Source organism: Mycolicibacterium austroafricanum (assembly GCF_000612725.1).
Lineage (GTDB): Bacteria > Actinomycetota > Actinomycetes > Mycobacteriales > Mycobacteriaceae > Mycobacterium > Mycobacterium austroafricanum.
On sequence record NZ_HG964453.1, the window covers coordinates 422,106 to 446,941 of the forward strand.

Sequence of the window (24,836 nt, forward strand, 5' to 3'; positions counted from 1 at the left end):
CGGCTACGGCATCACCGTGCACACAGGAGCCGAGGTGACCGGCATCGACGCCGCCGCGCACAAGGTCGCCCTCACCCCGGTAGGCGAGGCCGGCGGCTCCGAGACGGTGTTGCCCTACGACGTGTTGCACGCCGTACCCCGGCAGTCGGCGCCGGACTGGATCAAGGCCAGCCCGCTCTCGACCGGGGACGCCAACGGCTACGTCGAGATCGACAAGCACACCCTGCAACACGTACGTCACCGCAACGTGTTCAGCCTCGGTGATGCCGGATCGTCGCCGAACTCCAAAACCGGGGCCGCGATCCGCAAACAAGCCCCGGTGGTCGTCGACAACATCGACGCCTATCTGGCCGGGCGGCCGCTGACCGCGTCCTACAACGGGTACGGGTCCTGCCCGCTGGTGACGTCCTCACACGACATGCTGCTGGCCGAGTTCGACTACGACCTCAACCTGGAACCGTCGTTCCCGCTGCTGGACCCGACCAAGCCGCACCGGGCCTACTGGTACCTCAAAAAGTACGGGCTGCCGTTCATGTACTGGAACCTCATGCTCAAAGGCCTCGCCTGACAGCAACTCTCACACTCACGAAAGGACAACAGCGATGGCCACGACCAGCCTGACCTACGACGATTTCGAATCCACCATCCGGACCAATCCGATTGTGTTGGTCGACTTCTGGGCGTCCTGGTGCGGCCCGTGCCGCGCCTTCGCCCCCGTCTTCGACCGGTCCTCGCAAACCCATCCCGACGTCGTGCACGCCAAAGTCGACACCCAACACGAACGCGACCTGGCCGCCACCCTGGAGATCACCTCGATCCCCACCGTGATGGCCTTCCGCGACGGCGTACTCGTCTACCGCCAACCCGGCGCCATGCACCCAGCCGCACTCGAAGACCTCATCACCCGCGTCAAAGCACTCGACATGAACGACGTCCACGCCAAAATCACCGCACGCAAATCAGAAGCACACACCGGATAAACACCGCCTTACGCCTGCTCGCCGAACGTCATCGTCCATCCTTGGAAGCCGTCTCGGTCAACGGGGCCTGATCGTGGATCGGTCAGGTCGTTCAGCAAGGTGCACCGGGACGGGCAATCCCGACTCGAGTGATTCGACGCCCGCGGCGCACACCGCCGCGGCGGCGTAACCGTCCCAGGCGGTCGGACCGTCGATGTTGGTGCCGGCCCGCACCGCGTCGACCCAGCGCTGGATTTCGGTGTCGTACGCGCGGCCGAAGCGCTCCCGGAAGCCGGGGGCGATCAGACCGCCCCACGTGCCGGGTGCACTCTTGCGGATGAGCCCGACGTCCAAGCCGATCATCGCGCTGCCGCGTTCGCCGACCACCTCGGTGCGGACCTCATAGGCGACACCGGTGGTCACGAACAGTTCCACGTCCACGTGCCGCCCGGAGACGGTGCGCAGGATCGCGATCTGCGGGTCGATGACCCCTTCTGGCGCAGCGGGATTCGAGACGGGTCTGACGATCTGCACGCTGGCGATCTCTTCGCCGAACAGGTACCGCGTCACGTCGACCTCGTGAACCAGGGAGTCCTTGACGATCAGCGAACTGTCGAAGTACGACGGCACGCCCGGGTTGCGGTGCACGCAGTGCATCACCAGGGGCTGTCCGAGTTCGCCGCCGTCGAGCAGTGCCTTGAGACGCATGTACTCGTCGTCGAACCGGCGCATGAACCCGACCTGGATCAGCGGGCACTCGAGCTCCGCCTCCCTCCGGGCGATCTCCAGTGAGGTGAAAACATCGGTGGTGAGCGGCTTCTCGCACATCACCGGTTTTCTGTGATCCAGGCAGGCCAGCAGCTGCTTCTCGTGGGTGCTGCCGGGAGTGGCCAGCACCACCGCGTCCACCTCGGGATCGGCGATCGCATCCAGCGGATCGACCACCGCGCGACAGCCGTCGACCTCCGAGGCGATCTGCTCGGCCTTCTCGGTGACGTAGTCGTTGACGACCGACACCCGGGCCCCGGAGATCCGGGAGGTGATCCGGGCGACGTGGTCGGCGCCCATCACGCCCACACCCAACACGGCCACACGAAGCTCAGACATTCCGGTCCTCAGCGGTCGGACGGATTGATCAGCGGCCGTTGGACTTTCTTCCAGTCCGCGTACCGCTGATAGGCCTGCCGGGTGGACTCCAGTGCGGATACCTGGCTGACCGGGACGTCCCACCAGGAGTGGCTGTCCGGCGCGAAGATCATCGGGTCGGTCTCGACGTGGATGACCGTGGTACGGTCACTGGCCTTGGCGACCTTGACGGCGTCGGTGAACTCGGCCGCGGTCGTGACGCGAATAACGTCGGCGCCCAGGCTGGCCGCATTGGCCGCGAGATCGACGGGCAGCTTGTCGCCGTCGAGCCGACCGTCGTCGCTGCGGTACCGGTAGCTGGTGCCGAACCGTTGGGAGCCCACGGAATCCGACAGCCCTCCGATCGAAGCGAAGCCGTGGTTCTGCACCAGCACCGGGATGATCTTGACGCCTTCCTGGACGGCGGTGACGAGTTCGGTGGCCATCATCAGGTAGGAGCCGTCGCCGACCATGACGAACACGTCGCGGTCCGGGGCGGCCATCCGCACGCCGATGCCGCCGGCGATCTCGTAGCCCATGCAGGAGAACCCGTACTCGACGTGGTAGCCCTTGCGGTCGCGCATCCGCCACAGCTTGTGCAGGTCTCCCGGCATCGAGCCGGCCGCGCACACCACGACGTCGCGGGGGTCCGACAGTGTGTTGACCAGGCCGATGACCTGGTTCTGGTTCAATGCGGCGCCGTCCTGGGTGCGGTAGGACTCCGACACGGTGTCGTTCCACTCGGACATCAGTTCGTTTACGCGCGTGGCGTAGTCGTCGCTGACCGAGTAGTCGTCGAGCAGTCCGGTGAGCACCTCCAGCGCCTCCCTGGCGTCGGAGACGACGCTGATGCCGCCGTGCTTCACCGAATCCAGGGATGCCACATTGATGTTGACGAACCGGACGTCCGGGTTGTTGAACGCGGTACGCGAGGCCGACGTGAAATCGCTGTAGCGGGTGCCGATCCCGATCACGACATCGGCCTCGGCGGCCAGCGCGTTGGCGGCCGTCGTTCCGGTCGAACCGACCGCCCCGACCGAGCGCGGGTCGTCGTGCAGCAGCGAACCCTTCCCGGCCTGGCTCTCGCACACCGGGATTCCGGTGCTCGAGGCCAGCGCGGCCAGAGCCTCACTGGCGCCGGAGTAGATGACACCACCGCCGGCCACGATCAGCGGCTTGGCCGCCGACCGGATGACCTCGGCGGCCTTGGCGATCACCGCCCGCTCGGGCAGCGGCCGGGCGATGTGCCAGGTCCGCTCGGCGAACAACGAGACCGGCCAGTCGAATGCCTCGGCCTGCACGTCCTGGGGGAGCGCCACCGTCGCTGCGCCGGTCTCGACGGGATCGGTCAGCACCCGCATGGCCCCGAGCAGGGCTGCCGGCAGCTGCTCGGGTCGCCACACCCGGTCGAAGTACCGCGACAGCGGTTTGAACGCATCATTGACGGTGACGTCGCCGGACGACGGCAACTCCAGCTCCTGCAGCACCGGTGAACTCACCCGGGTCGCGAATGTGTCTGAGGGAAGCAGCAACACCGGCAGCCGGTTGATGGTCGCCAGCGCCGCGCCGGTCAGCATGTTCGTCGCGCCGGGTCCGACGCTGGCGGTCACCGCCCACGCCTGGGTGCGGTCCTTCTGCCGGGCGTAGGCGACCGCGGTGTGCACCATGGCCTGTTCGTTGCGGCCCAGCACGTACCGCAGGCCGGGTTCCGTGCCGGCCTCATAGGCCTCCAGGTCGTCCTGCAGCAGCGCCTGGCCGATGCCCGCGACGTTGCCGTGGCCGAAGATGCCCAGACATCCGGCGAAGAACTTGTGGCGCTCGCCGTCGTGTTCGACGTACTGGTTGGCCAGGAACCGCACGGTCGCCTGGGCGACGGTGAGCCGGACGGTCGGCTCGTTGTCGGCGAACTTCTCGGCCGACTTCGGCGCGGTGGAAACCACGGTCACTCTCCTTTGGTGGCAGAGGATGGGCTGAACGGGAGGCGGGGGTCGATCTCCTGGTGCTCCCAGCTGCCGCGCAGCCAGGTGTGATTGGGGTCGTCACAGATCAACCAGGCGCGGGTCGGACCGGACCCGGCCATCACGTTCAGGTAGTACATGTGGTGGCCTGGCGCCGCGATGGACGGTCCGTGATATCCATGGGGGACCAGCACGACATCGCCCGAACGGACCTCTTCGAGCACCTCGATCGGACGCTCGGGCGTTCCGTACACCCGGTGGTAGCCGAATCCTGGTGTGCCCGCTGGACTGTCGTCGATCTCGAAGTAGTAGATCTCTTCGAGTTGGGTCTCGACCTCGGTGTTCTCGTCGTGCTTGTGCGCGGGGTAGCTCGACCAGTTGCCGCCGGGGGTGATCACCTCGCACGCGATCAGCGAGTCCGCCTCGAACGCGGTGGCCGTGCCGAAGTTGTGCACCTGACGGCTGCAGTTGCCCGCCCCGCGCAGTTCGACCGCCACGTCGGCGGCGGCCACCCGGCGGTTCGGGAACGACGTCGTCGCCCGGGCTCCGCAGATCGCGATCCGGCCCCGGCCCGACACCGTGTAGTCCTGGTCGATACCCACGTACACCATGTCCGCGGGGCCATCGAAAACCGAAGCGCGGGGCGACAATTCGAAGACCTCCCCGTGGCATTCCACGGTTCCCCCGCCGGCCAGCGGCAGAATCATCACCTCGGTGTCGCCGGTCTCCAGCGCGACCGAACCTTCGGTACCGAGATCGAGGACGTGTAGCGAGGATTCGGCCCAACCGGCGTCCTCGGGGGTGATCGCCACCGTGAACGGGGCGGCCGCGCTCCCTGCGGGGATGTACAGCTTCGACCTCATCGGACCATCGCCACGGCGGTCGCGACGGCCGAGCTGACGTCGTCGTCGGGCGGGTAGAGCAGGGTGCGGCCGACGATCAGGCCGCGTACCGACGGCAGCGACAGGGCCTTCTCCCAACTGGAGAACGCTTCCTCGGGGTCGGTGGGGTCACCACCGAGCAGCAGGGTCGGCATGGTGGTGGACTCCATCACGCGTTCCATCTCGTCGACGACGGGCAGCTTCATCCAGGTGTACGCCGACGTGGAGCCGAGGCCCTGCCCGATGTGCACCGACTTGATCACCGCGTCGGGGGTCAGGTCGTTGCGGACCTTGCCGTCGACCCGCATGGACATGAACGGCTCCAGCATCGCGATCAACCCGTGCGCGGCGAGCTCATCGACAGCCTGGGCGCACGCGGCCAGTGTGGACACCGTGCCGGGATCGTCGAGGTCGATGCGGCACAGCATCTTTCCGCCGTTCATCCTGGCCGCGGCGGTCGATGCCGCGGTGGCACCGGTCATGCGGTCGTCGAGTTCGAACGACGAACCGGCCAGGCCGCCGCGGTTGAACGACGAGAACACCACCTTGTCCTCGAGAGCGCCCAGCAGCAGCAGGTCGTCGAGAATGTCGGAGGTGGCCAGCACCCCGTCCACACCGGGATCGGCCAGGGCTGCCTGCAGCCGGTCCAGCAGATCGGTGCGGCTGTTCATCGCGGTGGGCCGCCCGCCGACGGCGAGGGCTCCGCGCGCCGGGTGGTCGGCGGCGACGATCATCAGTCTTCCGTTGCCGCGCAACGTCGGCCGGGTGGTGCGTTGCGCCCACGCGCGGGCGACGGCGCCCGGGTCCGTCGCCCGGACCTCGGTGAGCGAGGCGTAGTCCGCGCACACGGCGGTGTCAGACATTGACGGCCTCCGCGGCGGTCTGCTCGGCCAGTGCGGCGACCTCCGCGGCGGTCGGCATAGCGGTCGAGCACTCCAGCCGGCCGGCCACGATCGCGCCGGCGGCGTTGGCGTAGCGCAGCGTCTTCTCCAGCGGCCATCCTTGGAGCAGGCCGTGACACAGGCTGCCCCCGAACGCATCACCGGCTCCCAGGCCGTTGACGACGTCAACCTCGTTGGGCGGCACGGTGACCGACGAGTGACGGGTCTTGCCCAGCACGCCCCGCGGCCCCTGCTTGACGATCGCGAGCTCCACCCCGAGGTCGAGCAGCGCGTCGGCCGCTTTGTGCGGGTTGGACTGGCCGACGGCGATCTCGCACTCCTCGCGGTTGCCGACCGCGACCGTGACGTGTGCCAGTGCCTTCTGCACCTGCTCGGTCGCGGCGGCGGGGGAGTCCCAGAACATCGGCCGGTAGTCCAGATCCAGCACGGTCAACGGCTTACGCTCGCGCGCCCCCCACGCTGCGAAATGTGCACTGCGGCTGGGCTCTTCGGACAGCCCGGTGACCGTCGCCCAGAACAGCCGTGCGGAGTGCACCGCCTCGGCGTCGATCTCCTCGGGCTTGATCTGCAGATCCGGTGCGCTGGGCTTGCGGTAGAAGTACAGCGGGAAATCGTCCGGAGGGAAGATCTCGCAGAACGTCACCGGCGTCGGGAACTCGGGGTGGGTGGCGACGAAGCGGTTGTCGACGTCGAGGCGGGCGAGTTCGGCGTGGACGTACCGGCCGAACGGATCGTCGCCGACCCCGGAGATCAGTGCCGAGCGGTGCCCGAGACGCGCGGCGGCGACCGCGACGTTGGCGGCGCTGCCGCCCAGGAACTTTCCGAACGTCTCGACGTCCTCCAGGCCGACACCGATCTGAAGTGGGTAGACGTCGACGCCGCTGCGCCCGATGGCGAGCACGTCGTATGGCTGATTGGTCATCACGAGTCACTCCGACGAAATAGGTGTGGGTGGCTGAGTAAGACTGTGCCCCTGGTCACGGCGCCATGTCAAGACTTTGTCCTGACATTCTATCTTTATCTCAATCCGATGTTAGGATTCGGCTAATTTTCGACAGGCCCAACGCGAGAACGGAGCCGATGTGCCTCTGACAGTGGAGCTCGACAGGTCAAGCCCGGTTCCCCTGTACTACCAGCTGGCACAGGCGATCGAGGCCGCGATCAGGGATGGTGAACTCGCACCCGGTGATCGGTTCGAGAACGAACTCGCTCTGGCAAAGCGGTTGACGCTGTCTCGGCCGACCACGCGGCGTGCCATCCAGGAACTCGTCGACAAGGGCCTGCTGGTGCGTAAGCGGGGGGTCGGCACGCAGGTGGTGCAGAATCCGGTGCACCGACGCGTGGAGCTGACCAGCCTCTTCGACGATCTGGCCCGCGCCGGCCAGGAGCCCACCACCCGGTTGCTCGAGTATCACGTCGGCCCTCCCGACGAGGAGGTGGCCCGCGAGCTCAACCTCGCAGAAGGGCGCGACGTGGCCTCCATCCGGCGATTACGTTGCGCCAACGGCGAACCGCTGGCCCTGATGACCAACTACCTGCCTGCCGAGATCGCGCCCGACGCCGAGGAGTTGGAGAGCAACGGCCTCTACCAGTCGCTGCGCGCCCGCGGAGTGCACATCCGACTGGCCCGCCAGCGCATCGGCGCCCGCAGCGCGACACGCGCCGAGGCCTCACTGCTCGACGAGAAACCCAACGCGCCGTTGCTGACCATGGCGCGCACCGCTTTCGACGACTCCGGTGCCGCCGTGGAATTCGGCAATCACTGCTACCGCGCGTCGCGCTACTACTTCGACACCACGCTCGTCGACCGCTGACCCACCCACCGCCGAAATTGCATTCCAGCAGGCAGCTACTCGCAAAAGTGCTGCCGGAATGCGATTTCGGCGCCGATTGCACCACCAGCGCACGGTATATGTGACAACCTTTTCTCCGGCTGCTTTACGTGGTATGTCGAGGGGGCGTGATGTCGCAACACCGGCCTCATGACGCGATCGCCGCCGAACCGACGGATGATCACCCCTTCCGGGCGCTGTGGGTGATGATGGTCGGCTTCTTCCTCATCGTGGTCGACTCGACCGTCATCGCGGTGGCCAACCCGGTGTTGAAGAACGACTTCGACGTCGAATACCACTCCGTCATCTGGGTGACCAGCGGCTACCTGCTCGCCTTCGCCGCATTCCTGTTGATCGGCGGACGGCTCGGCGACCGGTTCGGGTCCAAGCCCGTCTATCTGGTCGGGCTGACACTCTTCGCCGCGGCGTCGGTGTGGTGCGGCCTGTCGACCTCCGTGGGCATGCTGATCGCCGCACGTGTCGCCCAGGGCGTCGGGGCCGCTCTGCTGACTCCGCAGATCATGTCCACGATCACCCGTACCTTCCCGCCCCAGCGACACGGCATGGCGATGAGCGTCTGGGGCGCCACCGCCGGGGTGGGTATGCTCGCCGGCCCGCTGATCGGGGGTGTGCTCCTGGCCGGCCTGGGTTGGCAGTGGATCTTCTTCGTCAACGCTCCCATCGGCGCCATCGGAATTGCGCTGGCCGTGCGGCTGGTTCCAAACCTCCCGGGCCGGCCTGTTCGCATCGACGTGGTCGGTGCGCTGCTCTCCGGGGCGGGCATCTGCCTGATCGTGCTCGGACTGCAGGAGGGTCAGCACGAACGGTGGTCTTGGTGGATCTGGGTCGCGATCGCCGGCGGACTCGTCTCCATTACCGCGTTTCTGCGATGGCAGACCGTGCATGCGGATGAGCCCCTCATTCCGATGAGCCTGATGTCGCACCGCAACTTCGTCCTGTCCACCGCAGGGATCGCTCTGGTCAGTTTCGTATTCGTCTCATTCGGCGTCCCCCTGATGATCTACCTGCAGGAAGTGTGCGGGCTGTCGCCGGTTCATGCGGCGCTGCTGACCGCGCCGATGGCCGTCGCCACCGCGGTTCTGGCGCCGGTCGTCGGCAGGATCGTCGACCGCGCCCACCCACGGCCCGTCGTCGGTTTCGGCTTCGGCCTTCTCACCGCCGGGTTGATCTGGCTGGCTGTGGAGATGACGCCGGACACGCCCGCGTGGCGGCTGGCGTTACCGCTGACGATGGTGGGAGCCGCCGGAGCGTTCACATGGGAACCGTTGTCGGCCATCGCCACCCGCGGTCTGACCTCGGAGCTGGCCGGTGCCGGCTCGGCCGTCTGCAACACCGCCCGGCATGTCGGGGCGGCGCTCAGCAGCGCCGGCATCGCCGCGCTGATGGCGGTGCTGCTCGGCGACGAGCACGCCGAAGAGGCCGGCGCGCGCCATGAGACGCTGGCGCCGCTGGTTGACTCCCTCAAAGACCCGTTCGCCGGCGCGATGGCGCAGTCGATGCTGTTGCCTGCGGCTGCCGCCGCGATGGGCGTGCTGACCGCGCTGTTCCTGGTCGGCGGTGACGCTACGGCCCGCGCCGCTCCGCTGAGCCTGCGGCCGTGGGGAGACGCGAGCGTGTCGTCGTGACCGCCGTTGCCGGGACCCCACATTCGGCCGTGCAGGAGGCGTCGGCGCTCAGCGACGAATCGCTGCGCGACCTGTTCGCCTACCCCGACGGTCTGCAGCGTCCGTGGCTTCGAGCAAACTTCATCGCGAGCATCGACGGGGCAGTGACGCTGGAGGGTTCCGGGCGGAGGCTGGGAACAGACACCGACCGTCGGGTGTTCGCCCGGTTGCGTGAAGTCGCCGACGTGGTCCTTGTCGGTGCCGCGACGGCGACCGCCAAACCCTATGTGGACATCCAAATGAGCGAGGACGCGCGAGTTTGGCGAATGTCGCATGGTCTTGCGCCGGAGCTGCCGGTGGCAGTGGTGTCCAGTCGCGGCGTCGTGCCGCCGCATCTGCTGAACAACGCGACGGTGCCTCCGGTGGTGCTGATGTCGGCGGGCGCGTCCGCTGCGGCGCGGCGCGCGGTCGACCAGTCGGGGGCCAGGGTGAAGGAATTCGACGGGAGGCTGGTGACCTCTGCTGCGATACGGGACGCGCTCGGGGGATTGGGCTTGCACCGGGTGCTCGTCGAAGGCGGTCCCACGTTGTTCTCACAGCTGGTATCGGACAACGAGATCGACGAATTGTGTCTGACGACAAGTCCGAAGATGGTCGCCGGGCCCGCGCGCCGAATCGTCGACTCCGCCAGCCACGTCGAGATCAGCATGGAGCGCAGAGGCATCCTGGTCGGCGGTGACGGAACCGTCATCGTTCGGTGGGCCCGAACCTGACGTCATCTGATCCGCCGAAATTGCATTCCAGCAGGCCGCCACTCGCAAAAACGCTGCCGGAATGCAATTTCGGCGGGTTATGCGAACGCGGTCCGGAACGCCGCCAGTGCGGCCTCACTTCCCGCCACCCCGGCGTTGGATGCCCACGCCTCCATTCCGATGGTGCCGTCGAATCCGATGTCGCGCAGAGCGTTTGCGATCGCCTGATAGTTGATCTCACCTGTGCCCGGCTCGCAGCGGCCGGGCACATCGGCCACCTGGATCTCACCGATCGCGTCTTTGCAGCGGTGGATCAGTTCGATCAGGTTCCCCTCGCCGATCTGGGCGTGATAGAGGTCGAGCATCATCTTGACGTTCGGGTGGCCGACGCCTTCCACAAGGGCCAGCGTGTCCTTGGCGCGGGCCAGCGGCACCCCTGGATGGTCGACGATCGTGTTGAGGTTCTCGACGCAGAACGTCACGCCGGACGCGGCGCCGAGCTCACCGACGCGCTCCAACGTGCGTGCCGCCGTCAACCACATCTGGCCGGTGCTGCGCTGTCGGGGTCGGGCGGCCCGGCCGTCGACCAGCTCGGCGGTGTGCAGATTCAGTCGTGTGACACCGAGCGTCTCGGCCGCTCTGATGCTGCGCTCCGCGGTCCGCACGACCTCGTCGCAGGTCGCGGGGTCGATCAGGTCGCCGTGCAGGTAGCCGGTCATCGACGTGAAGGTGGCGCCCGTCGTGGCCAGCGCGGCCAGGTCCTTGTCGTGCCAGCTCCAGATCTCGGCGGCGAAGCCGAGCTCGTCGATCCGGCGGACCCGGTCGAGGATCGGCAGATCGGTGAACACCATCTCCGCGCAGACCGCCAGCTGGAAGCTCACCGCACAGCCCTGTCCGTGGTCGCCGGTGCCGAAAATCCGAGCGGCGCTGAGAACCGGCCGTTTTCGACGAGTCCGGAAGGCGACGCTGAAAGCATGTCGGGCTCCGCATCTGTGCGTAGGAAACTGGAACGTTGTCGCCACGACGCACCTCGGCGCCCTGACCTGCAAGGACGAAACGCAGTATATGACATGCGGTCCTAATGTCAGGACAAAGTCTTGACTTTCCGATGTGAGGCGTATTACATCACCTGTGAGGCGTGCCGCCCGGCACACACCGAGCAGCGGTCAGTGCGGGCGGCGCGACAGTCCCGAGGACAAGGAGATGCAATGACGTTCAAGCGACTCGCGGCCTTCGCCGGGGCGGGCGTTCTGGCCATGGGGATCGTGTCGTGCTCGTCCACCGGGGGCGCGCCTGAGCAGTCCGGCGATGGTGGAGGCGGGGGGACCGTCGACACGCCCCGCATGACGATCGCGATGATCACTCACGAGGTGCCCGGCGATTCGTTCTGGGACCTTGTCCGCAAGGGCGCTGAAGCGGCGGCGAAGAAGGACAACATCGAGCTGCGCTACTCGAACGACCCGGAGGCGCCCAACCAGGCGAACCTGGTGCAGTCCGCGATCGACAGCAACGTCGACGGCATCGCCGTCACGCTGGCCAAGCCGGACGCCATGCAGGCCGCAGTGAAATCCGCTGAGTCCAAAGGCATTCCGGTGGTGGCCTTCAACGCGGGCATGGATTCCTGGAAGGCGATGGGCGTCAAGGAGTACTTCGGCCAGGACGGGCGCATCGCCGGCCAGGGCGTGGGCGACCGGCTGCGCGCCGAAGGCGCCACGAAATCCATCTGCGTCATCCAGGAGCAGGGCCACGTCGATCTTGAGGCGCGCTGCGCCGGAGTCAAGGAGGCGTTCCCGGCGACCGAGATCCTCAACGTCAACGGCAAGGACATGCCGTCGGTGGAATCGACGATCACCGCCAAGTTGCAGCAGGACCCGAGCATCGACTACGTCGTCACGCTCGGTGCTCCGTTCGCACTGACCGCCGTGCAATCGGCCAAGAACGCCGGAAGCAGCGCCAAGATCGGCACCTTCGACACCAATGCCGCACTGGTCGAGGCGATCCAGAATGGTGACGTGCAGTGGGCGGTGGACCAGCAGCCCTATCTGCAGGGCTACCTCGCGGTCGACTCGTTGTGGCTGTACCTGAGCAACGGCAACGTGATCGGTGGTGGACAGCCGACGCTCACCGGCCCGGCGTTCATCGACAAGTCGAACATCGACGCAGTGGCCGAGTACGCCAAGGGCGGCACCCGCTAGTGTCCACCCACGCAGATCTGGACGTCGCCGCCCACAAGGTGGTGCGGGACGAACGCGTCAAGGAACGAAACCGGCTGCAGCGCCTGCTGATCCGGCCCGAGATGGGCGCAGGCATCGGCGCGATCGGAATCTTCGTCTTCTTTCTGGTCGTAGCGGCCCCGTTCCGGGAGGCCTCGTCGCTGGCCACCGTGCTGTACGCCAGCTCGACGATCGGCATCATGGCGTGTGGAGTCGCGGTGCTGATGATCGGCGGCGAGTTCGACCTGTCGGCCGGTGTTGCGGTGACCTTCAGCTCGCTGGCCGCCTCGATGCTCGCCTACAACCTGCACCTCAACCTGTGGGTGGGCGCGCTGCTGGCGCTGATCCTGTCGCTGACGGTCGGCTTCTTCAACGGCTTTCTCGTGATGAGGACCAAGATCCCCAGCTTCTTGATCACGTTGAGCACGTTCTTCATGCTCGCGGGCATCAACCTGGCCGTCACCAAGCTGGTCGCCGGCCAGGTGGCCACCCAGAGCGTCAGCGACATGCAGGGGTGGGACTCGGCCCAGAAGGTGTTCGCCTCGTCATTCACCCTGTTCGGGGTCAGCATCCGCATCACCGTGGTGTGGTGGCTGGTGTTCACCGCGATCGCGACGTGGGTGCTGTTCAAGACCAAGATCGGCAACTGGATCTTCGCCGTGGGCGGCGACGCCGACAGTGCTCGCGCCGTAGGTGTTCCGGTGACCAAGGTCAAGATCGGCCTATTCATGTTCGTCGGCTTCTGCGCCTGGTTCGTCGGCATGCATCTGCTGTTCGCGTTCAACACCGTGCAGTCCGGTCAGGGCATCGGCAACGAGTTCTTCTACATCATCGCCGCGGTCATCGGCGGGTGCCTGCTGACCGGTGGCTACGGCACCGCGGTCGGGGCGGCCATCGGTGCCTTCATCTTCGGCATGACCAACCAGGGCATCGTGTACGCAGGCTGGGACCCCGACTGGTTCAAGTTCTTCCTGGGCGCGATGCTGCTGTTCGCGGTGATCGCCAACAACGCCTTCCGCTCCTATGCAGCAAAGAAGTGATCCGATGACAATCTCTGTCGAAAAGCCCAGCAGCGACGCGCAAGCCGGAGGCAAGGTGCCTCTGGTCGAGTTGAAGAACGTCGGCAAGTCCTACGGCAACATCACGGCGCTCAAGGACATCTGCCTGCGGGTGCACGCCGGCGAGGTCACCGGCATCCTCGGCGACAACGGTGCGGGCAAGTCCACTCTGATCAAGATCATCGCCGGGCTGCATCAGCAGACCGAGGGGCAGCTGCTCGTCGACGGCGAACCGACCAAGTTCGCCTCCCCGGCGGAGGCGTTGGGCAAGGGCATCGCGACGGTGTACCAGAACCTGGCGGTCGTGCCGCTGATGCCGGTGTGGCGCAATTTCTTCCTCGGTCAGGAGCTGCGCAAGAAGTCGTTTCCGTTCTCGTTGGACGCCGACGCGATGCGGGCCACCACGTTGACCGAACTGTCCAAGATGGGCATCGACCTGCCCGATGTCGACGTTCCGATCGGCTCGCTGTCGGGCGGTCAGAAGCAGTGTGTGGCGATCGCGCGGGCGGTGTTCTTCGGGGCGCGGGTGCTGATCCTCGACGAACCGACGGCGGCGCTGGGCGTCAAACAGTCCGGGGTGGTGCTCAAGTACATCACCGCGGCCAAGGAGGCCGGCTTCGGAGTCGTGTTCATCACCCACAACCCGCACCACGCGCATCTGGTCGGCGACCACTTCGTCCTGCTCAACCGCGGCAGGCAGAAGCTCGACTGCACCTACGACGACATCACGCTGGAGCACCTCACCCAGGAGATGGCCGGCGGCGACGAACTCGAGGCGCTGACGCACGAGTTGCGCGCGGCCAAGAGCTGACCAGGGCGGCGCGGACCGGCGCTTACGCAACGTTCATGGTCTCGACATGGTGTCGCTGTTCACGTCGACGGGCCCAGGGCGAACACGGGCGGCACAATGGGGTCATGGACAGTGATCGCGAACCCCGGGTGCACGCGCCGGCCTGGCGTGACCCGCTGTCGGCGGGATGGCGGGCGCACCGCGGGCTTCTGTTGCTGCGTCTTCGTTGGCACGAGCGGCGGGATGTGGACGTCGAACGCCGCGACTGACGGGTGGTCCACCTCAGCTGTCGGTCACAGCCCGAGGATCCGCACCGTCTCGGCGCGCATGTCGATCTTGCGAACCTTCCCGGTGACGGTCATCGGGAAGTCGTCGGTGACGTGCACGTAGCGGGGGATCTTGTAGTGCGCGAGTTTCCCGACAGCGAAGTCTCGCACGGCACGGGCATCCAACGGTGCCGCGCCCGCTCGCACCTTGATCCAGGCGCAGATCTCCTCGCCGTAACGCTCGTCGGGCACACCGATCACCTGGACATCGTCGATGTCGGGATGGGTGTGCAGGAACTCCTCGATTTCGCGTGGGTAGACGTTTTCGCCACCGCGGATCACCATGTCTTTGATGCGGCCGACGATCATGCAGTACCCGTCGTCGCGCATCACGGCCAGATCGCCGGTGTGCATCCATCCGTCGGCATCGACAGCCTCCCTGGTCCTGTCTTCGTCACCCCAGTAGCCGAGCATCACCGAGTAACCCCGGGTGCAGAATTCGCCGGCCGTGCCGCGTTTGACGATCTCGCCGGTGTCGGGGTCGACGATCTTGATCTCCACGTGTGGGTGCGCGCGGCCGACTGTCGCGGTACGCCGATCGAGGTCGTCCTCGATCCGGGTCTGGCAGGATACCGGCGATGTCTCCGTCATGCCGTAAGCGATGCCGACCTCCGACATGTTCAATTCGTTGACGCAGCGTTTCATCACCTCCACCGGACACGGCGAGCCGGCCATGATCCCGGTGCGCAGCGACGTCACGTCGCAGTCGGCGAGGTCGGGCTGCCCCAGCATCGCGATGAACATCGTCGGCACGCCGTAAACCGCTGTGCAGTGCTCCTTCTCGATGGCGGCCAACGTCGCCGCAGGATCGAAACCCGCCGCCGGAATCACCATGGTGGCGCCGTGCGTCGTGCAGCCGAGGTTGCCCATGACCATGCCGAAGCAGTGGTAGAACGGCACCGGTATGCAGAGCCGGTCACCGGGGCCGAAGTCGATCAGATCGGTGACGAAGTAGCCGTTGTTGAGGATGTTGCGGTGTGACAGTGTCGCGCCCTTGGGTGAACCCGTTGTGCCTGAGGTGTATTGGATGTTGATGGCGTCGCCGGGGGTCAAACTCCGGACCCGGCATCGCAGTTCGTCCTCGGACACCAGATCGGCCCTCTCGCCGAGCCGTGCCCAGTCCTCGGTGGCCAGGAACAGCACTTCAGCCAGGCCGGGTAGCTCCGGCCGCACCTCTGCGACCATGGCGCGGTAGTCGGAGGTCTTGAACTCGGTCGCCGACACCAGCAGCCGGACGGCGGAATGCCGCAGCACGTAGGCCAGCTCGTGGGTGCGGTAGGCGGGGTTGATCGTGACCAGTATCGCGCCGATCTTTGCGGTGGCGTACTGGAGCATCGTCCACTCCGGGCAGTTGGGCGCCCAGATCCCGACGCGATCACCCTTCTCGATACCGATGGCCATCAAAGCGCGCGCCAATGAGTCGATTTCGGCATTGAGTTCGGCGTATGTCCACCGGCGTCCACTCGGGACGTCGACGAGCGCCTCGTTGTCGGGATACCGCGACACGGTGCGTTCGAAGTTCGTGCCGATCGTCTCGTCCAGCAGCGCGGCGTCGGTGGGGCCCGCACTGTAGGAGATCAGCGTGGCGTGCTCGTCCCGCAGTCGACCCTTGAGGACCTTGCCGGCGGCGTTGCGTGGCAACACGTCGACCAGCGTGACGTACTTCGGTCGCTTGTACGACGCGAGCTGCGCACGGCAGTGCGCCTCGATCTCGGCGTCGGTCGGAGGATCGGTGGGCTCGCGCGGCACGATCACCGCGACCGGGGTCTCACCCCATTTCGGGTGCGGCACACCGATGACCGCGACCTCGGCGACCAACGGATGCGTCGCGACGACGTTCTCCACCTCGGCGCTGTAGATGTTCTCGCCGCCCGAGATGATCATGTCCTTCTTCCGATCGACGACGTAGAAGTACCCATCGGCGTCCTGTCGGACGAGATCACCGGAATGGAACCATCCGCCGCGGAACGCCTCTGCGGTCTCGGCGGCCTTGTTCCAGTACTCCTTCATGACCAGCGGCCCCAGATACACGATCTCGCCCACCTCGCCCCGGTCGACGTCGTTCATCTCGTCGTCCACCACGCGCACCTCGACGTTGAGCATCGGGGTGCCCACCGAACCGATCTTGGCGATCGCATCCTCGCCGCGCAGCAGGCAAGTGATCGGGCTGCACTCGGTCTGGCCGAATGCGGCGATGATCTCGGCGCCGGTGAACGTGTCGATCATGTTGCGCAGCAACGTCGTCGATGCCGGGGCGGCGCCCCACCACACCCGGCGTAGCCGGGACAGGTCGTGTGCGGCGAGGCCGGGTAACGCACAGACGGCCTGCCACTGGGCCGGGGTCATCCAGCACGACGTGACCTGCTCGTCGACGACGGTGGCGATCGTGGCGTCTGGGTCGAACCCGCCGGACGGTGGGATGACGGTTTTGCCGCCGGTCAGGAACATCGGCAACATGCCGGAGACCCCGGCGGTGTGGAACAGCGGTGCCACCGCCATCCAGCAGTCGTCGTCGGAGCGGTGCCCGAGGGTGGCGATCGAACTGAACGCGTGCAGGTAGAGGTTGCGGTGGGTGAGCACGGCGCCCTTCGGGAATCCGGTTGTGCCCGAGGTGTACATGATGAAGGCCGGTGCGTCGTCTGCGACGGCGCACTGCGGCAGATCGGGGTCTGCCGCGGCGATGGTCTGCTCCAGGTTCCCGCCGATGGTCACGACGGTGTGCAGTGCCGGTACCTGCTGACGGACTTGTACCACCATGGATTCCAGCGCCACATCCACGACGATGGCGGTGGCTGCACTGTCGGAGAGCACGTAGCCGATTTCGACGGCGGCCAGCCGGAAGTTCACCGGCACCGCGATGGCGCCCAGTCGATGCGCGGCCAGCCAGGATTCGACGAGCTCGATGCTGTTGAGCCCGAGCACGGCGACCCGGTCGCCGGACCGAACCCCGCGCGCCGCAAGCGCGCTCGCCAGTCGGGTCACGCGTTCGTCGAGCTCACCGAACGTCGTGTGTCGCCTCGGGTCGGCGAGAGCGCATGCGTGTGGCCTGACCGCGGCATGGCGGGCAAGGGCATCGCTGAGTGTGATCCCGGTGATCATCGTCGGCTCCTCTCGGGTGAGGGTCAGAGGCCCACGCGGTCGGCGAGCAGGCTGCGGTGGTGTGCGCTGCCGCCGAACAATGCCTCGGTCGTCTTGGCCCTGCGGAAGTACAGGTGCATGTCGTGTTCCCATGTGAAGGCGATGCCACCGTGGACCTGGAACGCCGCACCCGCGCACAGTGTGAACGTGTCGGCGGCCTGCGCCTTGACCAACGGGGCGGTGATCCGCAGTTCGTCGGGGTCCGCCGCGCTCATGGCGGCGAACATCACCGCGGCGCGGGTGGCGTCGATCTCGATCATCATGTCGGCGCAGCTGTGTTTGACGGCCTGGAACGAGCCGATCGGCCGGTCGAATTGTTCTCGGGTGCAGGAGTATTCGACCGCCATTGCCAGACATGCCTCGGCGCCCCCGAGCATCTCGGCCGACAGGAGTACCCGCGCGGTGTCCAGCACCCGCTCGATCCCGTCGTGCGGGCCTGCGACAAGTGGCTCGGCGGGCGCCTGCTGCAACCGCAACCTGGCGACGGGCCGGGTGGTGTCGAAGGAGGGCAGGCGGTCCACCGTGACGCCTGGGGCGTCGGCGGCCACGACGTACAGCGCGACCCCGCCGTCGGCCACGGCCGGCACCACGAACAGGTCGGCGACATGACCGTGCAACACGGGTGAGGACTCCCCGCTGAGCTCGGTCCGGCCGGCGTGCCGGTCGGCCCGCACGGTCACCCGTGCGGGGTCCAGGGCGTCGGGCCGGGCCGCGGCGAGCGTCGCGATCCGCTCGCCGGACAGCAGGGCCGGCAACAGCCTGGAACGTTGTCGATCGTCACCCAACCGGAGCACGGCCTCGATCGCGAAGACCGTGGCCGCCATCGGCACCGGGGTCAGCGCCCGCCCGAGTTCTTCGAAGACGATCGCCGCCTCGACCAAGCTGCCCCCGGCCCCGCCGCGCTCCTGCGACAGGTGCAGCCCGGGCAGCTCCAACTCGGTGCACAGCCGGCGCCAGAGACTGATGTCGCAGCCGTCGCCGGCGGCCACCTCGCGCACCCGAGCGGCCGGAGCGGTCTGGTGCAGAAACCCGCGCAGCGCGGCGCGCAGGTCGTCGTGCTCGGTGTGATAGCGGAAATCCATGTCAGTTGCTCCCGCGCCCGGCCGGCTCGGGGACGCGCCCGGCGGGTACCCGGGGTTCTCTGGGTAGCCCGAGCAGTTGTTCGCCGATCACGTTGCGCTGGATCTGCGAACTGCCCGCGTAGATGGTCGAGGCTCGCGCGTAGAGCAGCTCGTCCATCCAGCAGGCTGCCGAGTTCGGGGTACCCGGCTCCGGGACGATCAGCGCCTCGCCGTTGCCCGGACCGGCGGGGCTGAGCGCCTCCAGACCGAGGATCTCGACTGCGAGCTCGGTGTAGCGGCGGAAGAACTCGCTCCAGATGACCTTGCTGATCGCCGCCTCCCGCCCGGGCCGCTGCCCGGCCAACAACGACGTCAGTCCTCGGTACCCCTGGAAGCGCATGATCTGGACCCGCGAATAGCACCATGCCAACCCGTCGCGGATGCGCGCATCGGTGTGCAGTCCCCGGTCGCGGGCCAACTCGCGCAGCCGGTCCATCTCGCGACCGAAGTTGATCGCCGCCGTGGTGACCTGGGAGCCGCGCTCGAAGCCGAGCACCGTCATCGCGGCAGGCCATCCGTCGCCGACCCGGCCGACCACGTTCACCGCCGGGGTGCGCGCGTCGGTGAAGAACACCTCGCTGAACGACGCATGCCCGGCCGCGTTGACGATGGGACGGACGACGACGCCCGGCTGGTCGATCGGCACCAGCAACAGGGAGAGTCCCTTGTGCTTGGGGGCCTCGGTGTCGGTGCGGGCCAGCACGAAGATCCAGTTCGCGGTGGGTCCGGCCGAGGTCCAGATCTTCTGGCCGTTGATCACCCATTCGTCATCGTCGAGCACAGCCCTGGTTCGCACGGACGCCAGGTCCGAGCCCGCTTCGGGCTCGGAGAAGCCCTGGCACCAGCGGTCCTCGGCGGACAGGATGCGTGGCAGGAAGTGCCTCTTCTGCTCCTCTGTGCCCAGGGCGATCAATGTGTTGCCGAGCAGTTGGATTCCCAGCAGGTCGTTCTCGGCGCGCTCGGGTGCGCCGGCCCGGGCGAACTCCTCGTCCAGCACCACCTGCTCGATCACCGAAAGACCGGCTCCACCATAGGCTTTGGGCCAGGAGACCGCGACGAGGCCCGCCGCGGCAAGCGACTGGCGCCAGCGTCGCGCCACCGCCGCGCGCTCCTCGGGTGCAAGCGCGCCGCCGCCGGACCAGTCCGGTGGCAGGTGTTCGGCGAGGAACGCGCGGATCCGGTCGCGGAACGCCTCGGCTTGCGGCGGGTAGTCGACGTCCACTTCTGTGTCTCCCTTCGGGTCAGGGGCGGTTCTTGGTGGCGGGCAGTATCTCCGGCGCGATCTGCCAGTCCTCCAGGCCGTCTTCGACGGTTCCGATGCCCAGCGGGTTGCCGGTGATCTCGGCCCAGTACGCGTGGTTGAGCTGATGGATCGAGAAGCAGGCGTCGAGTGCGCTGGAGAAGCCCATGGCATCGACGGACTGGTTCACCGACTCCTTGATGAACAGGGCGGTGGCTGTCGGCAGTTTGGCGATTCGGCCGGCGAATTCGACTGCACGGTCCGATAACTCGTCGTTGCCGAAAACCTTGCTCACCATCCCGATGGCATGGGCGTCGTCTGCGCCGAGTGCGTCCCCGGTGAGCAGCAACTCTTTGGCTTTGCGGGGTCCGAACTCCCACGGATGCCCGAAGAACTCCACACCGCACATGCCGAGCCGGGTTCCCACCACGTCGGCGAACACGGTGTCTTCGGCCGCGACGATGAGATCGCAACACCACGCCAGCATCAGGCCGGCCGAAAGCACCATTCCATGGACCTCGGCGATGGTGATCTTGCGCAGATTGCGCCATCGCCTGGTGTTCTCGAAGAAGTAGTGCCATTCCTGCCGGTGCCGAGACTCCACGCCGCCCAACGTCCCACCGTTGCACTGATACGTGGGGTGTTGGCCCGGGCCCGGTGCACGCTCGCGGACGTCGTCGGAGGAGCCGAGGTCGTGTCCTGCGGAGAATGACGGACCCGCGCCCCGCAGGATCACCACGCGGACTGTGTCGTCGGCCTCGGCGAGCTCGAACGCCGAACCCAGCTCGACGAGAATCCCGCGGTTCTGCGCATTGCGTTGTTTCGGGCGATCGAGCGTGATGACCGCGACCCGGCCCTGCTCGACGAGCTCGTAGCGCAGGTACGTGAACAGGGTGTCGAAGTCCTGCACTGCAGTACTCCCTTCATGGGATGAGAAAGCGATCCGGCCGTCACGGACGCGGTGTCCTCGGGCGATCCGGCTGGTCGTGACCGCCCCGTGCTGCTCACGGTGCGTCCGACCTTCAGGAGGCTACGTGGTTCAAACGGCAAATGTCCATAACCGATACGCAAATTAGGATCTTCTTGCTAGATAAATCGCCAAGACAACCGCCTCTTGCGCTCGGCGATGTATCTTGTTAGTACTGTGTTGTACGTCGCAATGAGGGACGCCGAAGATGCCGGATCGTCACCGCGGTGTTCGGCTCTAGGTCAAGACTGAGAAAGGTTGAAGATGGAGATCGGGATATTTCTCATGCCGGCGCACCCGCCGGAGCGGAGCCTCTACGACGCGACGCAATGGGACCTCGAAATCATCGAGCTCGCCGATGAATTGGGCTACGTGGAGGCGTGGGTCGGTGAGCACTTCACCGTTCCGTGGGAGCCGATCTGCGCTCCCGACCTGTTGCTGGCGCAGGCACTGCTGCGCACCAAGTCGATCAAGCTCGCCCCGGGCGCTCATCTGCTGCCCTACCACCACCCGGTGGAGTTGGCCCACCGGGTCGCCTATCTCGATCACCTCGCGCAGGGCAGGTTCATGCTGGGTGTGGGTGCCAGTGGCATCCCGGGTGACTGGGCCCTGTTCGATGTCGACGGGCAGAACGGCGAGCACCGCGAGATGACCCGAGAAGCACTCGAGATCATGCTCAAGGTCTGGACCGAGGACGATCCGTGGGAGTTTCGCGGAAAGTACTGGAACGCCAACGGTATTGCGCCGATGTTCGAGGGCCTGATGAGACGGCACATCAAGCCGTTCCAGGCGCCGCACCCGCCGATCGGGGTCACCGGATTCAGTGCGGGCTCGGAAACACTCAAACTCGCCGGGGAACGGGGCTACCTGCCGATGAGCCTCGACCTCAACACGGACTACGTCGCGACCCACTGGGATGCCGTACTCGAAGGCGCCGCCCGCAGCGGACGGACGCCGGATCGCCGCGATTGGCGCCTCGTACGCGAGGTCGTCGTCGCCGAAACCGACGAACAGGCGTTCCGTTACGCGGTCGACGGCATGATGGGGCGAAACATGCGTGAGTACGTGCTCCCGACGTTCCGGATGTTCGGCATGACGAAGTTCTACAAGCACAACCCCTCGGTGCCCGACGACGACGTGACCCCGGAGTATCTCGCCGAGAACACGTTCGTGGTCGGTTCGGTCGAGACCGTGGTGGACAAACTGGAAGCGACCTACGACCAGGTCGGTGGGTTCGGTCACCTGCTGATCCTGGGCTTCGACTACCGCGATGACCCGGGTCCGTGGAAGGAGTCGATGCGGCTGCTGGCCGAGGAGGTCATGCCCCGACTCAACGCGCGTATCGCCAAGAAGCCGCGCATCGCGCTCGTCTAGCCCCCACACCCACACGAAGGAGCTGAGCCTGTGGTGGTTCGTCAGGTCACCGTCGGATACTCCGACGGCACGCACGCGGCGATGCCGGTGAAACCGGAGCAGACGATTCTGGAGGCAGCCGAGGAACACGGCATCGCGATCGTCAACGAATGCCAGAGCGGGATCTGTGGCACCTGTGTGGCCACGTGCTCGTCGGGTGATTACGAGATGGGACGCACGGAAGGGCTCTCCGATGTCGAGCGGGACGCGCGCAAGGTACTGACGTGCCAGACGTTTGCGCGAACCGACTGTCGTATCGAGTTGCAGTATCCGGCCGACGACAATGCAGCACGGCTGGTCACCGGGCACGGAACTGTGACCGGGATCGATCGGGTGTCGTCGTCGACCGCGCTGCTGCGCATCGACATCTCCGAGATGGGTGCGATCGACTTCATGCCGGGCCAGTTCGCACAGCTGCAGGTTCCCGGTACCGACGTCTGGCGCAACTACTCCTACGCCCATCCCGCCGACGGACGCACCGAACTCGAGTTCATCATCCGGTTGCTTCCCGACGGGGTGATGTCGAACTATCTGCGGGACAGGGCGAAACCGGGTGACCGCATCGCGCTGCGGTGCAGCAAGGGCGGCTTCCATCTGCGCCCGGTGGTGCGGCCGGTGGTCCTGGTGGCAGGCGGCACCGGCCTCTCGGCGATCCTGGCGATGGCTCAGAGCCTGGATGCAGCCATCGGACAGCCGATCCACCTGCTCTACGGGGTGACCGGTGTCGAGGACCTCTGCAAGCAGCACGAACTCGCGGAACTCGAGCGCCGCATCCCCGGCCTTCAAGTGCACGTCGTCGTCGCCCGCCCCGATCCGACATGGGACGGCGCGGTGGGGCTGGTGACCGACCTGCTCGACACCGGCATGCTCGGCGGGGACGCCGATGTCTACCTGTGCGGGCCGGGACCCATGATCGAGGCCACCCGGAACTGGCTGGACGAGCACGGAATCCACGGTGTCGGGCTGTATTACGAGAAGTTCGTCGCGAGCGGGAGCGGCCCCCGGCGCAGTCGGCCACACCTCGACTACGCGACGCTCGACCTGGCCGACGTGCGCCGGTGCGGCCACGGGACCGCGGTCGTCGTCGGCGGCAGCATCGCGGGCATCGCCGCGGCCAAGGTGCTCAGCGAGTCCTTCGAGCGGGTCGTCGTCCTTGAGAAGGACGAACCGCACCGTCGTCGTGAAGGTAGGTCGGGCGCCGCGCAGGGCTGGCATCTGCACCACCTTCTCACCGCGGGCCGCATCGAGTTGGAGCGTCTGTTTCCCGGCATCATCGACGACATGGTGCGCGAGGGTGCCTTCGACGTCGACATGGCAGCCCAGTACCGGATCCGACTCGGCGGCAGCTGGAAGAAGCCCGGTACGGGTGACATCCAGATCGTCTGTGCCGGTCGTCCCCTGCTCGAGTGGTGCGTGCGCCGGCGTCTGGACGATGAACCCCGCATCAGCTTCCTTTACGAATCCGAGGTGGCCGACCTGGTCTACGACCGCGACAACAACACCGTCGTCGGTGTCGCGGTCGACCGCGGTGGACCTGAACTCGAGGTCATACCAGCTGAATTCGTGGTGGACGCTTCGGGCAAGAACACTCACGTCCCGGAATTCCTCGACCGCGTCGGGGTCGGGGCGCCCGAGGTCGAGCAGGACATCATCAACTGCTTCTACTCCACCATGTACCACCGCGTGCCACCGGAACGGCAGTGGGACGACAAGGTGATGATGATCTGTTACGCGTACCGCCCGTACGAGGACACCTACGCCGCGCAGTACTATACGGACAGCTCACGCACCATCCTGTCCACCACCCTGGTTGCCTACAACTGCTATTCGCCCCCGCGGACCGCACGCGAGTTCCGCGAGTTCGCCGACCTGATGCCCTCGCCCGTGGTCGGGGAGAACATCGACGGGCTGGAGCCGGCCTCGCCGATCTACAACTTCCGCTACCCGAACATGTTGCGTCTGCACTACGAGAAGAAGCGGAACCTGCCGCGCGCACTGCTGGTCGTCGGCGACGCCTACACCAGCGCCGACCCGGTGTCGGGGCTGGGAATGACCCTGGCACTCAAGGAAGTCCGCGAGATGGCGCTCCTGCTCGCCAAGTACGGCCCCGGCCACCCGGAACTACCGCGCCGCTATTTCCGTCGGATCGCCAAGATGGCCGACACGGCGTGGTTCGTGATCCGAGAGCAGAACCTGCGCTTCGACTGGCTCAAGGACGTGGACAAGAAGCGGCCCTTCTACTTCCGGGCGCTCACCTGGTACATGGACCGCGTCATGGAGCTGGTTCACGACGACCCCGACACCTACGGCGAGTTCCTCGCCGTCGTTCACCTGGTCAGGCCACCGGCTGCGTTGATGACCCCCAAGGTCGCCGGGAAGGTACTGGGCAAATGGGCCAGAACCAGGCTGTCGGGCCAGAAGACGCTGATCGCCCGCAACTACGAGAACCGCACCGTTCCACCCGTCGACCACCTGGTGCGAACCGAGGAACTGTCCGTCGGTCTCGTCGGAACCCGCACCCACTAGAGAAGAGGCG

20 protein-coding genes and 2 pseudogenes are annotated in these 24,836 nt (G+C 66.6%); 11 read left to right on the plus strand and 11 right to left on the minus strand.

The genetic code is table 11. The features are described from left to right. Together BN976_RS15805 and trxA are read left to right on the plus strand one after the other, a co-directional pair. Positions 1-568: pseudogene (locus tag BN976_RS15805) on the plus strand (pyridine nucleotide-disulfide oxidoreductase); the annotation flags it as partial. Positions 569-602: 34 nt separating this feature from the next. Continuing rightward, entirely contained in the window at positions 603-980 is a 378-nt protein-coding gene (gene trxA / locus BN976_RS15810; protein WP_036371877.1) for a thioredoxin, read from the plus strand. A gap of 57 nt (positions 981-1,037) precedes the next feature. Here trxA and BN976_RS15815 read toward each other — a convergent pair whose 3' ends face one another. Genes BN976_RS15815 through iolC form a run of 5 tightly spaced genes read right to left on the minus strand, consistent with a single transcriptional unit; the run spans position 1,038 to position 6,747 of the window. Further along, positions 1,038-2,066 carry a Gfo/Idh/MocA family protein gene (locus BN976_RS15815; RefSeq protein ID WP_011781177.1) on the minus strand — a complete coding sequence of 343 codons (1,029 nt, stop codon included), beginning with the start codon at positions 2,064-2,066 and terminating at the stop codon, positions 1,038-1,040. A gap of 8 nt (positions 2,067-2,074) precedes the next feature. Then, entirely contained in the window at positions 2,075-4,024 is a 1,950-nt protein-coding gene (gene iolD / locus BN976_RS15820; protein WP_036372308.1) for a 3D-(3,5/4)-trihydroxycyclohexane-1,2-dione acylhydrolase (decyclizing), read from the minus strand. A gap of 2 nt (positions 4,025-4,026) precedes the next feature. After that, complete coding sequence (gene iolB / locus BN976_RS15825; RefSeq protein WP_011781175.1) at positions 4,027-4,905, minus strand: 5-deoxy-glucuronate isomerase; 879 nt, start codon at positions 4,903-4,905, stop codon at positions 4,027-4,029. Continuing rightward, a complete protein-coding gene (locus BN976_RS15830) occupies positions 4,902-5,786 on the minus strand; it encodes a Cgl0159 family (beta/alpha)8-fold protein (protein WP_036371880.1) in 885 nt (294 codons plus the stop codon). Before BN976_RS15830 ends, iolB begins: the two co-directional genes overlap by 4 nt. Next, positions 5,779-6,747 (minus strand): 5-dehydro-2-deoxygluconokinase, encoded by a 969-nt coding sequence (gene iolC / locus BN976_RS15835; protein WP_036371882.1) that lies wholly within the window; start codon positions 6,745-6,747, stop codon positions 5,779-5,781. The genes BN976_RS15830 and iolC overlap by 8 nt, the downstream gene beginning before the upstream one ends. A 160-nt stretch (positions 6,748-6,907) precedes the next feature. Here iolC and BN976_RS15840 point away from each other — a divergent pair, with 160 nt between their 5' ends. From BN976_RS15840 to BN976_RS15850, 3 genes are all read left to right on the plus strand, one after another. Further along, complete coding sequence (locus BN976_RS15840) at positions 6,908-7,639, plus strand: GntR family transcriptional regulator (RefSeq protein WP_036371885.1); 732 nt, start codon at positions 6,908-6,910, stop codon at positions 7,637-7,639. Between the two features lie 149 nt (positions 7,640-7,788). Continuing rightward, positions 7,789-9,303 carry a DHA2 family efflux MFS transporter permease subunit gene (locus BN976_RS15845; protein WP_011781171.1) on the plus strand — a complete coding sequence of 505 codons (1,515 nt, stop codon included), beginning with the start codon at positions 7,789-7,791 and terminating at the stop codon, positions 9,301-9,303. Next, positions 9,300-10,055 (plus strand): dihydrofolate reductase family protein, encoded by a 756-nt coding sequence (locus BN976_RS15850; protein WP_011781170.1) that lies wholly within the window; start codon positions 9,300-9,302, stop codon positions 10,053-10,055. The genes BN976_RS15845 and BN976_RS15850 overlap by 4 nt, the downstream gene beginning before the upstream one ends. Positions 10,056-10,132: 77 nt before the next feature. Here the strand turns inward: BN976_RS15850 and BN976_RS15855 are convergent, their stop codons facing one another. Further along, the gene (locus tag BN976_RS15855; protein ID WP_011781169.1) at positions 10,133-10,915 is read right to left on the minus strand and encodes a TIM barrel protein; all 783 of its coding nucleotides are present in this window, start codon (positions 10,913-10,915) and stop codon (positions 10,133-10,135) included. A 327-nt stretch (positions 10,916-11,242) separates the two neighbouring features. On the opposite strand from BN976_RS15855, the gene BN976_RS15860 reads away from it, so the two are divergent. The 4 genes from BN976_RS15860 (at position 11,243) to BN976_RS33800 (ending at position 14,364) form a co-directional block, all read left to right on the plus strand. After that, complete coding sequence (locus BN976_RS15860; RefSeq protein WP_036371888.1) at positions 11,243-12,229, plus strand: substrate-binding domain-containing protein; 987 nt, start codon at positions 11,243-11,245, stop codon at positions 12,227-12,229. Further along, the gene (locus BN976_RS15865) at positions 12,229-13,287 is read left to right on the plus strand and encodes an ABC transporter permease (protein ID WP_011781167.1); all 1,059 of its coding nucleotides are present in this window, start codon (positions 12,229-12,231) and stop codon (positions 13,285-13,287) included. The genes BN976_RS15860 and BN976_RS15865 overlap by 1 nt, the downstream gene beginning before the upstream one ends. Before the next feature lie 4 nt (positions 13,288-13,291). Continuing rightward, positions 13,292-14,116, plus strand: a complete 825-nt coding sequence (locus tag BN976_RS15870) for an ATP-binding cassette domain-containing protein (RefSeq protein WP_011781166.1) — start codon at positions 13,292-13,294, stop codon at positions 14,114-14,116. Positions 14,117-14,220: 104 nt separating this feature from the next. Then, positions 14,221-14,364 (plus strand): hypothetical protein, encoded by a 144-nt coding sequence (locus tag BN976_RS33800; protein ID WP_158013709.1) that lies wholly within the window; start codon positions 14,221-14,223, stop codon positions 14,362-14,364. Positions 14,365-14,388: 24 nt separating this feature from the next. On the opposite strand, the gene BN976_RS34775 is transcribed toward BN976_RS33800, so the two are convergent. From BN976_RS34775 to BN976_RS15890, 5 genes and pseudogenes are all read right to left on the minus strand, one after another. Continuing rightward, positions 14,389-16,002: an AMP-binding protein gene (locus BN976_RS34775; RefSeq protein WP_036372314.1), complete on the minus strand. Its 1,614-nt coding sequence runs from the start codon at positions 16,000-16,002 to the stop codon at positions 14,389-14,391. A 15-nt stretch (positions 16,003-16,017) separates the two neighbouring features. Further along, positions 16,018-17,652: pseudogene (locus BN976_RS34780) on the minus strand (long-chain-fatty-acid--CoA ligase); the annotation flags it as partial. Next, on the minus strand, positions 17,544-18,641 hold the full coding sequence (locus tag BN976_RS15880; RefSeq protein WP_036371890.1) for an acyl-CoA dehydrogenase family protein: 1,098 nt from the start codon (positions 18,639-18,641) through the stop codon (positions 17,544-17,546). The pseudogene BN976_RS34780 and the gene BN976_RS15880, both read right to left, overlap by 109 nt. 1 nt (position 18,642) lies before the next feature. Continuing rightward, entirely contained in the window at positions 18,643-19,902 is a 1,260-nt protein-coding gene (locus tag BN976_RS15885) for an acyl-CoA dehydrogenase (RefSeq protein WP_036371892.1), read from the minus strand. 19 nt (positions 19,903-19,921) lie between these two features. Next, positions 19,922-20,863, minus strand: coding sequence for an enoyl-CoA hydratase (locus BN976_RS15890; RefSeq protein ID WP_086008439.1), 942 nt, complete (start codon positions 20,861-20,863; stop codon positions 19,922-19,924). A 288-nt stretch (positions 20,864-21,151) separates the two neighbouring features. Here BN976_RS15890 and BN976_RS15895 point away from each other — a divergent pair, with 288 nt between their 5' ends. Both BN976_RS15895 and BN976_RS15900 read left to right on the plus strand, forming a co-directional pair. After that, on the plus strand, positions 21,152-22,261 hold the full coding sequence (locus BN976_RS15895) for an LLM class flavin-dependent oxidoreductase (protein WP_011781161.1): 1,110 nt from the start codon (positions 21,152-21,154) through the stop codon (positions 22,259-22,261). Positions 22,262-22,291: 30 nt separating this feature from the next. Next, positions 22,292-24,826, plus strand: a complete 2,535-nt coding sequence (locus BN976_RS15900) for an FAD-binding oxidoreductase (RefSeq protein ID WP_011781160.1) — start codon at positions 22,292-22,294, stop codon at positions 24,824-24,826. Positions 24,827-24,836 lie beyond the last annotated feature (10 nt).

Bases quoted from the DNA above. Each gene is read 5' to 3' on its own strand.
- trxA (WP_036371877.1), top strand. From the start codon at position 603: ATGGCCACGACCAGCCTGACCTACGACGATTTCGAATCCACCATCCGG.
- BN976_RS15815 (WP_011781177.1), bottom strand. From the start codon at position 2,066: ATGTCTGAGCTTCGTGTGGCCGTGTTGGGTGTGGGCGTGATGGGCGCC.
- iolB (WP_011781175.1), bottom strand. From the start codon at position 4,905: ATGAGGTCGAAGCTGTACATCCCCGCAGGGAGCGCGGCCGCCCCGTTC.
- BN976_RS15830 (WP_036371880.1), bottom strand. From the start codon at position 5,786: ATGTCTGACACCGCCGTGTGCGCGGACTACGCCTCGCTCACCGAGGTC.
- iolC (WP_036371882.1), bottom strand. From the start codon at position 6,747: ATGACCAATCAGCCATACGACGTGCTCGCCATCGGGCGCAGCGGCGTC.
- BN976_RS15845 (WP_011781171.1), top strand. From the start codon at position 7,789: ATGTCGCAACACCGGCCTCATGACGCGATCGCCGCCGAACCGACGGAT.
- BN976_RS15860 (WP_036371888.1), top strand. From the start codon at position 11,243: ATGACGTTCAAGCGACTCGCGGCCTTCGCCGGGGCGGGCGTTCTGGCC.
- BN976_RS15870 (WP_011781166.1), top strand. From the start codon at position 13,292: ATGACAATCTCTGTCGAAAAGCCCAGCAGCGACGCGCAAGCCGGAGGC.
- BN976_RS33800 (WP_158013709.1), top strand. From the start codon at position 14,221: ATGGACAGTGATCGCGAACCCCGGGTGCACGCGCCGGCCTGGCGTGAC.
- BN976_RS15880 (WP_036371890.1), bottom strand. From the start codon at position 18,641: ATGGATTTCCGCTATCACACCGAGCACGACGACCTGCGCGCCGCGCTG.
- BN976_RS15895 (WP_011781161.1), top strand. From the start codon at position 21,152: ATGGAGATCGGGATATTTCTCATGCCGGCGCACCCGCCGGAGCGGAGC.